This window comes from Pseudomonas orientalis, assembly GCF_001439815.1.
Classification (GTDB): domain Bacteria; phylum Pseudomonadota; class Gammaproteobacteria; order Pseudomonadales; family Pseudomonadaceae; genus Aquipseudomonas; species Aquipseudomonas orientalis.
In genome coordinates this window covers 93,143-104,830 of sequence record NZ_JYLM01000002.1, presented here as the reverse complement: position 1 = coordinate 104,830, position 11,688 = coordinate 93,143, and the positions used below count along the sequence as shown (strand labels likewise).

The 11,688-nt window shown below is 62.1% G+C and carries 12 protein-coding genes; 6 read left to right on the top strand and 6 right to left on the bottom strand.

The window, feature by feature from the left end:
* Nucleotides 1-56 precede the first annotated feature (56 nt).
* The gene (locus tag TU82_RS04910) at nucleotides 57-629 is read left to right on the top strand and encodes a LuxR C-terminal-related transcriptional regulator (RefSeq protein WP_057722007.1); all 573 of its coding nucleotides are present in this window, start codon (nucleotides 57-59) and stop codon (nucleotides 627-629) included.
* Nucleotides 630-801: 172 nt separating this feature from the next.
* Here the strand turns inward: TU82_RS04910 and TU82_RS04905 are convergent, their stop codons facing one another.
* Nucleotides 802-1,878 (bottom strand): NAD(P)-dependent alcohol dehydrogenase, encoded by a 1,077-nt coding sequence (locus TU82_RS04905; RefSeq protein WP_057722597.1) that lies wholly within the window; start codon nucleotides 1,876-1,878, stop codon nucleotides 802-804.
* A 147-nt stretch (nucleotides 1,879-2,025) separates the two neighbouring features.
* On the opposite strand from TU82_RS04905, the gene TU82_RS04900 reads away from it, so the two are divergent.
* From TU82_RS04900 to TU82_RS04890, 3 genes are all read left to right on the top strand, one after another.
* Nucleotides 2,026-2,922 (top strand): VOC family protein, encoded by an 897-nt coding sequence (locus tag TU82_RS04900; RefSeq protein WP_057722006.1) that lies wholly within the window; start codon nucleotides 2,026-2,028, stop codon nucleotides 2,920-2,922.
* A complete protein-coding gene (locus TU82_RS04895) occupies nucleotides 2,919-4,310 on the top strand; it encodes an alginate export family protein (RefSeq protein WP_057722005.1) in 1,392 nt (463 codons plus the stop codon). Before TU82_RS04900 ends, TU82_RS04895 begins: the two co-directional genes overlap by 4 nt.
* Before the next feature lie 96 nt (nucleotides 4,311-4,406).
* On the top strand, nucleotides 4,407-5,225 hold the full coding sequence (locus TU82_RS04890; RefSeq protein WP_057722004.1) for an alpha/beta fold hydrolase: 819 nt from the start codon (nucleotides 4,407-4,409) through the stop codon (nucleotides 5,223-5,225).
* A 116-nt stretch (nucleotides 5,226-5,341) separates the two neighbouring features.
* On the opposite strand, the gene TU82_RS04885 is transcribed toward TU82_RS04890, so the two are convergent.
* Nucleotides 5,342-5,728, bottom strand: a complete 387-nt coding sequence (locus tag TU82_RS04885) for a DoxX family protein (RefSeq protein WP_057722003.1) — start codon at nucleotides 5,726-5,728, stop codon at nucleotides 5,342-5,344.
* A 195-nt stretch (nucleotides 5,729-5,923) separates the two neighbouring features.
* Between TU82_RS04885 and TU82_RS04880 the strand changes: the two genes are divergently transcribed.
* Entirely contained in the window at nucleotides 5,924-6,922 is a 999-nt protein-coding gene (locus TU82_RS04880) for an NAD(P)H-quinone oxidoreductase (protein ID WP_057722002.1), read from the top strand.
* Between the two features lie 605 nt (nucleotides 6,923-7,527).
* On the opposite strand, the gene TU82_RS04875 is transcribed toward TU82_RS04880, so the two are convergent.
* The 3 genes from TU82_RS04875 to TU82_RS04865 all read right to left on the bottom strand — a co-directional run bounded on the left by TU82_RS04875 (nucleotide 7,528) and on the right by TU82_RS04865 (nucleotide 10,053).
* On the bottom strand, nucleotides 7,528-8,655 hold the full coding sequence (locus TU82_RS04875; protein WP_057722001.1) for an alkene reductase: 1,128 nt from the start codon (nucleotides 8,653-8,655) through the stop codon (nucleotides 7,528-7,530).
* Between the two features lie 94 nt (nucleotides 8,656-8,749).
* On the bottom strand, nucleotides 8,750-9,427 hold the full coding sequence (locus TU82_RS04870) for a type 1 glutamine amidotransferase domain-containing protein (protein ID WP_057722000.1): 678 nt from the start codon (nucleotides 9,425-9,427) through the stop codon (nucleotides 8,750-8,752).
* A complete protein-coding gene (locus TU82_RS04865; RefSeq protein WP_057721999.1) occupies nucleotides 9,424-10,053 on the bottom strand; it encodes a TetR/AcrR family transcriptional regulator in 630 nt (209 codons plus the stop codon). Before TU82_RS04865 ends, TU82_RS04870 begins: the two co-directional genes overlap by 4 nt.
* 173 nt (nucleotides 10,054-10,226) lie before the next feature.
* Between TU82_RS04865 and TU82_RS04860 the strand changes: the two genes are divergently transcribed.
* Nucleotides 10,227-11,195, top strand: a complete 969-nt coding sequence (locus tag TU82_RS04860; RefSeq protein WP_057721998.1) for a GlxA family transcriptional regulator — start codon at nucleotides 10,227-10,229, stop codon at nucleotides 11,193-11,195.
* On the opposite strand, the gene TU82_RS04855 is transcribed toward TU82_RS04860, so the two are convergent.
* Nucleotides 11,173-11,679, bottom strand: a complete 507-nt coding sequence (locus TU82_RS04855; RefSeq protein ID WP_057722595.1) for a GNAT family N-acetyltransferase — start codon at nucleotides 11,677-11,679, stop codon at nucleotides 11,173-11,175. The genes TU82_RS04860 and TU82_RS04855 overlap by 23 nt on opposite strands.
* Nucleotides 11,680-11,688 lie beyond the last annotated feature (9 nt).

Here is an 11,688-nt window from a genome sequence, read left to right as displayed (position 1 = left end):
AACTACTTACATGGATAAGTAGTCCGCCAGTGAGTTGAACAACGAGGCAGGATGCCATGACCGTGTTTACCCAGCCATTGAAAGACCTCGAACGCCTGGCGTTCAAACTGTCCCCTGCTCCGCAACTGGTCACCAGCAACCGCGTGATCCTCGACTGCAACGACGCGTTCCTGAAACTGTTCGGCTATACCCGCGAGGCGCTGGTCAATCAATTGACCTTGCTGATCTACCCCTCCCAGGCCGACTACCAGGCCATTGGCAAGCGCAGCCATGATTGGCTGCTTGACAGCGACAACGGTTTTTATTCCGACGAGCGCTTCATGCAGCATCGCAACGGCGAGGTGTTCTGGGCCAAATCCCATGGCTACACCCTCACCCCCAGGGACCCGTTCAAGCTGATGATCTGGCACTTCGAGCGCCTGGACCGCAGCCACCAGGGTACGGGGGACCTCACGCCGCGGGAGCGGGAGATTGCCATGCACATTGTGAACGGGCTCAAATCCAAGGAAATCGCCCTGCGCCTGGGGATTTCCCACCGCACGGTGGAAGTGCACCGGGCGCGATTGATGAGGAAGTTGCAGGCCAAGACGGTGGTGGAGTTGGTGTCGAAGATTATTATGGTGGCGTGAGGGGGCCAGCCCTAATCCCAGTGTAGGAGCGAGCTTGCTCGCGAAAAACTCACAGGCACCGCGTTCATTCAGAAAGCACGCGTTATCGTTGACGTTCTTCGCGAGCAAGCTCGCTCCTACAGAGGGCAAGCCCCCTCCAACGTTTGGACCGGGATCGACACAAAGCGCACGGTCAAGCCACACTGGCCGCACGCCTCTCCTGCTTCAAACTCTCCATATCAATCACAAACCGATACTTCACATCGCCCTTGAGCATCCGCTCATACGCCTCATTGATACCCTGGATATCAATCATCTCAATCTCCGAAACAATCCCGTGCCTGGCACAGAAGTCGAGCATCTCCTGGGTTTCCTGAATCCCCCCGATCAACGAGCCCGCCAGGCTGCGACGCTTGAAGATCAGGTTGAACACCGCAGGCGAAGGATGCGGGCTGTCAGGCGCACCGACCAGGGTCATGGTGCCGTCGCGCTTGAGCAGGCTGATAAACGCATCCAGGTTATGCGGCGCAGCGACGGTGTTGAGAATGAAGTCCAGGCTGTTGGCAACCTTGGCCATTTCATCCGCGTTCTTCGACACCACCACCTGATCGGCCCCCAGGCGCAGGCCGTCTTCGCGCTTGTTCGGTGAAGTGGTGAACAGCGTCACATGGGCGCCCATGGCGTGGGCAATCTTCACCGCCATATGCCCAAGCCCGCCGAGGCCCACCACCCCGACTTTCTTGCCCGGGCCAACCTTCCAGTGGTGCAGCGGCGAGTAGGTGGTAATCCCGGCGCACAGCAACGGCGCCACCGCCGCCAGGTGGGTGTCGTCGTGGGAGATGCGCAGCACGAACTGCTGCTTGACCACGATGTTGTCCGAATAGCCGCCGTAAGTATTTTCGCCACCGAACAGCGGCCCGTTATAGGTGCCGGTGAAGCCATTCTCGCAATACTGCTCCTCGCCTTCGGCACAGGAGGCGCAGTGCTGGCAGCTGTCGACCATGCAGCCGACACCGGCCAGGTCACCCACCCTGAACTTCGTTACATTGGCGCCGACCTCCGTCACGCGGCCGACGATTTCATGGCCGGGTACCGAAGGATAAAGGGTGTTGTTCCACTCGTTGCGGGCGGTGTGCAGGTCGGAATGGCACACTCCGCAATACAGAATCTCGATTTGTACGTCATCCGCCCCGGGGGCGCGGCGCTCGAAGGTAAAGGGCTTGAGCGAATCCTTGGAGTCCCGGGCGGCGTAGCTGTAAGTCCTGGCCATTTCGTTCACCTGCGTGATCTGACGGAAGAGTTCGGTGGACACGCCGGGCCGCTGAAACGTTCAACCGAGCACGTCCATACAATTCGCGCTGCGCTGCGCGCCCTAACCTCACGGCTTTCGAACCCGCACAAGCGCTGGAGAATGGGCATGCGTAACAAGGCAATCAAGGTATCCGTGGCACTGACACTGTTGGCAAGCGCAATGATCAACAGCGCGCTGGCCGCCACCCCAAGCGTCGCCGTGGCGCCGCAATATGACACCAGCCACGTGTATGTGGCGCCGGCCGATGTGGAGCGTTTCGCCCAGAGCTTCCTCGCCACGTTCGGCGGCAAAAGCACGCCACAGGTGGTGGTGAATGTGCTGCCGGTGCCGAGCAGTACCACCTCGCAATTGCTGCAGACCCCGGCGGGCACGGTGTCGTTGTTCGGCTTTACCACGCCCGTGCCGCACCCGTTCGGCCAGGAGCGCAACGGCTATCTGGTCAAGGACATGGACGTGGCGCTCAAGGCGGCGCGGGACAACGGCGCCGATGTGATCGTCAGCGACTTTCCCGACCCCATCGGCCGCGACGCCGTGGTGCAATGGCCGGGCGGCGTCAACATGCAGCTTTACTGGCACACCAAGACTCCGGATTACGCGGCGTTCGAGACCGTTCCGGAAAACCGCGTGTATGTCTCCAACGACAGCGCCGAGCGCTTTATCAAGGCGTTCCTCGGCTTCTCCCATGGCAAGGTGGTGAGCGACGACACGCACGCGCCCGCCGTGGATGTCGGCCAGGCGGGCGGCACTTACCGGCGCGTGGAGATCGAATCGCCTTTCGGGCGCATGGCCGTGCTGGTCACCAATGGCCAACTGCCCTACCCGTTCGGCCACGACACCACCGGTTACCAGGTCAGCGACCTGACCGCGACCCTGGGCAAGGCTACCGGTTCCGGGGCCAAGGTGCTGGTGCCCGCGTTCGACAGCAAGGGTCGGCGCAGCGCACTGGTTGAATTCCCCGGCGGTTATGTCGCGGAAATTCACCAACTTACCGCGGCAAAATGATTCGTCACACAGGCTGGAGCCTGGCCGTGCTGTGGCCGCTGCTGGTCGGCAGCGTCCATGCCGAGGATCAACCGAGCCGACCGGCGATCAAGGCCAATCGCTGGCAGGAAGACTGGTCGGTGCTCAAGGATCCGGAGCTGCGTACGCAGCCGCTGGACAACCTCAAGTACATCGCGCTGTCCGGCACCGACCCGTTCACCTACCTGTCCCTGGGCGCGACCTTGCGCGAGCGCTTCGAGATGAATGACGCCAGCGGTTTCGGTGTGAAAAACGTGGCCCGTGACCGCTATTTGATCCAGCGCTTTCAGGTGCATGCCGATCTGCATTTGAACGAACACTGGCGCGTGTTCACCCAGCTTGAAGACGTGCGCGCCTATGACAAGACCACGATCGGCGGCGCCGATCAGAACCGCGTGGATCTGCGCCTGGCGTTTGCCGAGTACGTGAACACCTTCAGCAGCGGCACGTTCAAGAGTCGGATCGGCCGCCAGGATTTCGCCTTTGACTTGCAGCGCTTCATTTCGTCACGGGACGGCCCGAATGTGCGGCAGTCGTTCGATGCGGTGTGGGCCGACTGGGAAACGCCGAACTGGCGCTTTATCGGGATCGCCAGCCAACCGGTGCAGTACCAGGATGGCCGGCATTTCGACGACAAATCCAACAGCGATGCGCGCTTTCACCTGCTGCGGGTTGAGCGCCTGGTGGGCGGCACCAACGAGCTGTCGGCCTACTACGGCGTGTACGAGCGCAGCGCGGCGCACTACCTGGACGCTGATGGCGACGAGACGCGCCAGCTGTTCGATGCGCGCCTGGGGGGCGCGGCACAGGGGTTCGACTGGGACATCGAAGCCATGCTGCAAGGCGGCTCGGTGGGCAGCAAGGACATCCGCGCCTGGGCCGGCGGCAGCCGCACCGGCTACACCTTTGACAGCCTGGCGTGGAAACCGCGCCTGGGCCTGCAACTGGACATCGCCTCCGGCGACCGCAAAAGCGGTGACGGTACGGTCGGCACCTTCAACCCGCTGTTCCCCAACGGCTACTATTTTTCCCTGGCGGGCTATACCGGCTACAGCAACCTGATCCACGTCAAGCCGTCGATCACCGTCAAGCCCATCGCCAGGCTCAGTGTGCAAACCGCCGTCGGCCTGTTGTGGCGGCAAACCACCGCGGATGCCGTCTACACCCAGCCCAGCGTGCCGGTCGCCGGCACCGCAGGCCAGGGTGAACGGTGGACCGGCGCCTACGGTCAGCTGAGAACCGACTATGCCTTCACGTCGAACCTGACCGGCGCGGTCGAAGCCGTGCATTACGCGGTCGGCCAGAGCCTGCGCGATGCCGGCGGACACGACAGCAACTACCTGGGCATGGAACTCAAGTTCAGCTGGTAACGCCGGCAAGCACACCGATACAAGCCGCGCGTCGGCTTTGGCGCAATAGTGACGCGGTTTTCACCCACTCTTTTCATGCAGACAAAGGAGCTTCACATGAGCACATTCGTTGCCAAAGACGGTACCCGGATCTATTTCAAGGACTGGGGCAGCGGCAAGCCCGTGCTGTTCAGCCACGGCTGGCCGCTGGATGCCGACATGTGGGAATACCAGATGGAATACCTGAGCAGCCGTGGCTTTCGCACCCTCGCGTTCGACCGCCGAGGCTTTGGCCGTTCGGACCAGCCGTGGACCGGCAACGACTACGATACCTTCGCTGACGATATCGCCCAGTTGATCGAACACCTGGACCTCAAGGACGTAACGCTGGTGGGCTTCTCCATGGGCGGCGGTGATGTGGCCCGCTACATCGCGCGCCATGGCAGCGCACGGGTTGCCGGCCTGGTGCTGCTCGGCGCCGTGACGCCGATCTTCGGCCAGAAGGACGATTACCCCCAGGGCGTGCCCAACGACGTATTCGATGGCATCAAGGCCGGCCTGCTGAAGGACCGTGCGCAGTTCATCAGCGATTTCAACACGCCGTTCTTCGGGCTCAACAAGGGCCAGAAGGTCTCGGAAGGCGTGCTCACCCAAACCCTGCAGATCGCCCTGCAGGCCTCGCTCAAATCCACCGTGGATTGCGTGACCGCGTTCTCGCAGACCGACTTCCGCCCGGACATGGCCAGCATCGATGTACCGACCCTGGTCATCCACGGTGACGGTGACCAGATCGTGCCGTTCGAAACCACCGGCAAAGTCGCGGCCCAGATGATCGAGGGCGCGCAACTGAAGGTGTACAAGGACGCACCCCACGGATTCGCCGCCACCCACACTCAACAGCTCAATGAAGACCTGCTGGCCTTCCTCAACCGCTGAAAATCCCCTGTGGGAGGGGGCTTGCTCCCGATGGCGGTGTATCAGTCGATACATTCAGTGACTGACACACCCTCATCGGGAGCAAGCCCCCTCCCACATTTGAATCACCTTGACTATCAGGCAAAGCGCTGCCCCAGTGTCAGTCGGCCCGGCCCGGCGATCAGGATGCTGGTAAAGATGATCATCAACAGCCAGCCAAACTGCCCTTCGAACAGCGTCCACTGCGGATGCACCACCAGCAGCGCGATCACCAGCACCGCCAGGATCGGCAGGCACGCCAGGCGCACCAGCACGCCCGCGACGATCAACAACGGGCACAGCACTTCGGCGAAAATCGCCAGGCACAAGGTGACAGACGCACCCAGGTGAAACGGGTCTTCGATCAGCTTCAGCTGTTCGCTGTAGTTGAGCAGTTTCGGCAACCCATGCACCCACAGCAAAAACAGCGCCCCGCTGACTCGCAGAAACAACAGCCCGATATCCTGATTTCTTGTTTCGTTCATACGCCACCTGTGTCCGTCGAAATGACCGACCGCCAGTGTGGTCCTGATCATGACAATGGGCTTGCAGGGGTGTGCTGACTTCGCAACCGGCGCCATTGTGGTTGCACTGCTGCGGGAAGCGGGCATCATCTGGCTGAACCGTCGACCGCTCGCCACGGTCCCAACCCATACGCTCATCGTTACAGGAACCCGTCCATGACCCTGCCCCAAGAAATGACCCTGATCGAAATCACCGCTCCCGGCGGCCCCGACGTACTGCAGCCGCGTCGCGCAGACGTGCCGGTGGCCGGCCCGGGCGAGATCCTGATTCGCGTGCATGCCGCCGGGGTCAACCGTCCCGACGCCCTGCAACGCGCCGGCAAATACCCGATGAAACCCGGCATGAGCCCGATTCCCGGCCTGGAAGTGGCCGGTGAAGTGGTGGCGCTGGGTGAAGGCGTGCATCAATACACCGTCGGCGACAAGGTCTGCGCCCTGACCAACGGCGGCGGCTACGCGCAATTCTGCACGGTGCCGGCCAGCCAGGCGTTGCCGATTCCCGAAGGCATGGACTGGATTCAGGCGGCGGCCGTGCCGGAGACTTTCTTCACCGTCTGGGCCAACCTGTTCGGTCTCGGCGGTGCCTGCAACGGCCAGCGCGCGCTGATCCACGGCGGCACCAGTGGCATCGGCACTACCGCCCTGATGCTCTGCCAGGAGTTCGGTATCGAGGCATTCGCCACCGCCGGCAGCGCCGACAAATGCACCGCGATTGCCAAGCTCGGGGCGCAGCCGATCAATTATCGCGAAGAGGACTTTGCCCAGGTCATTGCCGAGAAAACGGCGGGCAAAGGCGTTGATGTGATCCTCGACATCATGGGTGCCTCGTACCTCAACAACAACCTCAAGGCCCTGGGCATGGACGGCCATCTGGTGATTCTGGGCTTTCTCGGTGGCGCCAAGGCCAATGATGTGGACCTGCTGACCATCCTCGGCAAACGTGCGGTGATCACAGGGTCCCTATTGCGCGCCCGCACCCGCGAAGAAAAAGCCGCCATCGCCGAGCAACTGCGTGAACACATTTGGCCGGTGTTGAGCCAGGGCCGGTGCCTGCCGATCATCGACAAGGTCTACGAATACACCGACGCCGCCCAGGCTCACGCACGGATGGAAGGTGGGGACCACATTGGCAAGATTGTGCTGCGGGTCGAATAAACCAGCCCCCCTGGGGCGAGTGAGCTTGCTCCCGCTGGAGCATAGGTATCTACACAACTCTGTAGCGCCCAACCGTAACCACGATGCGAAGCGAGTCGCTCTGGCTCTGGCTTTTGATCTGCTTTTGATCTTAGGCGCCCCGTTAAGCCACGCTGGCCGAACGCAGGCTTGAATCCGTGGGTAACCCGGCAGGACGCCGGGTTAGCCGCACTGGGCCAGGGATGGCCCATTGCGGCGGCCCACGGATTCAAGCCTGCGTTCGGGCACACCGAGCCTAAGCGAGGTGCCGAGTGGTGGGGCAAGAGCGTTTTGCTTACTTTTGCGCTTTTCAAAAGTGAGCCGCTGTAAAAGCGGAACCATTAGCAGCCATGACCGCAGAAACGGATATGTACTCGGTCCAATCCAACATCCTGGTCGGCCCGGAGGCCGCCATCGGGGGCAAGCCCCCTCCCACATTTGGATTGTGGAGCATCAGCAAGATAGTCACAGGCTGACGAGTAGCCACGGGGAGCAAGTCGAATCGTCGCACCGCCCCTCCCACATTTGGATCTCGGAGCGTCAGGTAGATACCCGTTAGCTCCCTCGCCACAGGGTAGCTGTCGAGCTCAGCCTGGTTGAATATATTCCGGATAATCCACATACCCCGCGGCAGTCCCGCCATACAACCCCTCAGCCTTCAACGCATTCAACGGCCAGCCATTGAAGATCCGCTGCGGCAGGTCCGGGTTGGCAATGAACGGACGACCGAAGGCAATCAGGTCCGCCAGCCCGGCTTCCACCAGTTTTGCGCCGCGTTCGGCGGTGTAGCGGCCGGCATAGATGATGCGCCCGCTGAAGGTGCTGCGCACGGCCTGGCGGAAGCTGTCGGGCAGGTCGGGGGCATTGTCCCAGTCGGCTTCGGCGATGGAGACATAAGCGATACCCGACTGTTCCAGCACCTTGATCGCTTCGATGTAGGTGTGGTGCGGGTCTTCTTCCACCAGGCCGATGTAGACACGCTCCTGATCGGTGCCACTGAACAACGGCGAAAAACGCACGCCTACGCGCTCAGGGCCCACTACTCGGCACACCGCTTCGACAATTTCGCGCAAAAAGCGCAGGCGATTGTCCAGCGTGCCACCGTATTCATCATCGCGCTGGTTGGAATGGGCCGAGATAAACTGGTTGACCAGGTAACCGTTGGCCGAATGGATCTCCACACCGTCGAAGCCGGCGTCCAGTGCATTGCGCGCGGCCTGTGCGTAGTGACCGACCAGTTCCTCGATCTCCAGCACCGTGAGGGCGCGGGGCACCGGCGGTTGTTTCAGCTCGCCGACGCCCGGAGCGGTTTCGATAAAGGCCTTGGCCTGCAGGGCCTGGATCGCCGAGGGCGCGACCGGCGCGGCGCCGTCGGGTTGCAAGGCGTTATGGGACACGCGGCCCACATGCCACAACTGGGCGAAGATCACGCCGCCCTCGGCATGCACCGCCTCGGTGACCTTGCGCCAGCCGTCAATCTGCGCCGGCGTGTAGATCCCCGGCGTCCACGCGTAACCCTGGCCACGGGGCTCGATCTGGGTGCCCTCGCTGACCATGAAACCGGCGCTGGCGCGTTGGCGGTAGTACGTGGCCATCAAGTCGGTGGCGATATCGCCGGGTTGGGCGCTGCGCTGACGCGTCAAGGGCGGCAATACGACGCGGTTGTTCAAGGTGTGATGCCCCAGTTTTACCGGGGTGTTCAAGGCATGAGCCATGGGAATATTCCAAATTCAGGACGAGCGAAAACACTGGCGGCTCTTGCGAGCCGCCACATGCATCAATCGGCGGGGTTAAGTCGGTAGGGTTAAGTTAAGCGGTGAGTTTCAACAGGGCCTTGGCCACTTCACTGGAGCTGCCGGGGTTCTGCCCGGTTACCAGCAGGCCATCGACGATCACGAACGACTGCCAATCGGCGCCCTTCTCGTACTTGCCGCCCAGTTTTTTGAATTCATCTTCAATCAGAAATGGCACCACCTCGGTCAGTCCCACTGCGGCTTCTTCCGAGTTGGAGAACCCGGTGACGCGACGGCCCTTGATCAATGGCTCGCCGTTGACCGCCTTGACGTGACGCAAGGCGCCCGGGGCATGGCAGACCAGGCCGACAGGCTTGCCGGCACGCTCGAACGACTCGATCAGCGCGATGGACACCGGCGACTCGGCCAGGTCCCACAGCGGGCCGTGTCCACCTGGGTAGAACACGGTGTCGAAGTCATCGGCGTTGACCGAGTCCAATTTCACCGTAGTGGCAAGGGCCTGCTGCGCAGCCGGGTCGGCGTTGAAACGGTGGGTCTGTTCGGTCTGGGCGTCCGGCTGGTCACTGACCGGGTCCAGCGGCGGCTGGCCACCGGCAGGCGATGCCAGCACCACCTCGGCACCGGCGTCCTTGAACGCGTAATAGGGAGCGGCAAACTCTTCGAGCCAGAAGCCGGTCTTGCGGCCGGTATCGCCCAGCTGGTCGTGAGAGGTCAGTACCATTAATACTTTCATTTTCCAGTGCCTCGATCGTGGTGAATAGCAGGGTTTTCGGGGTGGCCCAACAACTGTCGGGTCAGGCCCAGCGCCTCATCGAACGGCGCGGTGGTACGGGTGATCTTGCCCATGACGCTGGTCCCCAGCCACAACGCATACAGGCGTCTGGCCAGGCTTTCGGGCGGTTGCTCAAGCATCAGCGAACCGTCTTGCACGCCCTGCTGCAACGCCATGGCGAGCAACTCGATGGTGCGTGAAGTGCCGCGCTGCAACGCCAGGCGCATCGGCTCTGAAAGGTCTGACACCTCGGCGCCGAGTTTGACGGCAAGGCATTTGCCGGCGTCGGTGCAGCCAGTGTGGTTGTCGATCCAGGCCTGCCAGTAGCGCATCAGCTTGGCGTAGTGGGACATACCCGGTTGGCTGAAAAGCTGCTGCATGCCTTCGACGTAGTGATCGAAGTAGGTGTCGAGCAGCACCACACCGAACGCATCCTTGGAGGTGAAGTAGTGATAGAACGAGCCCTTGGGTACGTCGGCGGCTTGCAGGATTTCATTCAACCCCACCGCGGAAAATCCCTTGGCGCCCACAATCGCCTGTGCACTCTCAAGAATGGTCTGCCGTGCGCTTCTGGTTTCGCTGCTCATGCTTGGCCCCTTTCGATTAGACCAGTCGTCTAGTTCGTTGGGGCAATCTTAGGCACGTGGGGGCAGGCTCACAATGTCATATCCGCAAGGATTACGGACATCCGCCACCGGCAGTTGCCGTTTACCCGGCACGCGCCGACAATCCCCCCTCCCGCGCCCCTTGGAGAATGACGATGCACAGCGTTGCGCTGATGGTTTACCCGAACTTCCAGTCCTTGAGTCTCAGCCTGGGCTCGGTGTTCGAGTGCGCCAACCTGCTGCGGGGCGAGCCGGCCTATGCGTTTCATCTGGTGTCGGAAAGCGGTGGCGCCGTGATGACGTCCCAGGGATTTTCGGTGAACACCACGGCGATCCGTCCCGAGGGCTATGACACGCTGATCGTCAGCGGCTACCTGGAATTTCGCCTGCCGGAAGCCAACCTGATGGAGATGGTCAAGGCGGCGTCTGCGCAATCGCGCCGCGTGGCCTCGCTGTGCATGGGCATTTTCGTGCTGGCCGAAGCCGGTTTGCTCGACGGCAAGCGCACCACCACCCACTGGATCCACGCGCCGGCGTTTCGCAAGCGCTACCCGGATATCCATCTGGAAGAAGACAAGTTATTCGTAGTGGACGGCCAAGTGTGGACCGGCGCCGGCATGAGCGCCGGGGTCGACCTGGCGCTGGCGATGGTGGAGAACGACCTGGGCAGCGACCTGGCGCGGCGCATCGCCCGCAAGCTGGTGATCGCCCAACGGCGCGGCAGTGAGCAATCGCAACTGTCGGCCTTGCTGGAACTGGACCCCAAGTCCGACCGCGTGCAACTGGCCCTGGCCTACGCCCGCGAAAACCTCACCCACGACCTGTCGGTGGACGCCCTGGCCGATGTCGCCCGCCTCAGCCCGCGCCAGTTCAGCCGGGTGTTTCGCGAAGAAACCGGGCAGACGCCGGCCAAGGCCATCGAAGCCCTGCGCGTGGAAGCGGCACGCGCCATGATGGAAACCAGTCGCCACCCGGTCGAAGTCGTGGCCCGGGAAACCGGCTTCGGTGATCGCGAGCGCATGCGTCAGGCGTTTCTCAGGGCGTTCGGGCAACCGCCGCAGGCGATGCAGCAACGGCTCTGCGGGCGGGGCCAGTATTCGATCAATGCAGTGAAGCGCGGGTAACCAGGTAACTCACCAACTGCGGCTCATCGTCCAGTTCCAGGGTCTGCACCGGACGCGGCAGGTTATCCAGCACCGTGCGCCAGAACGCCTGGGACACTTCGTCCTGGTCATAAAAACGCACCAACCAATTGTCCTCGCCGCTGCACAGCACCTGGGTGGCGATGGCGCGGCCGATGCCTTTGCGGCGGTAGCGCTTGAGGATGAACAGGTCGGCCAGTTCCAGGGCATCGATACCCGGCAATTCGCTGCCTTCGATCAGCAGGAAGCCGGCGATATAACCGTCCACCAGTAACAGGTTGGCGCTCCATTGCGGGTCTTGCCAATAACGGGCCAGGTGCTCGTCGTGGATGTAGAAACGGCCATCGGCCTCGACGTCTTCCTGTTCCCAGTCCGAAGACTCATATGCGTAGTACTGATAGAGATTGCGGATCAGCTCGGCGTGTTCAGGGCCGGTCTGGATCAATTCGACGGTGGTTTCAGGCATGGGGCTCTC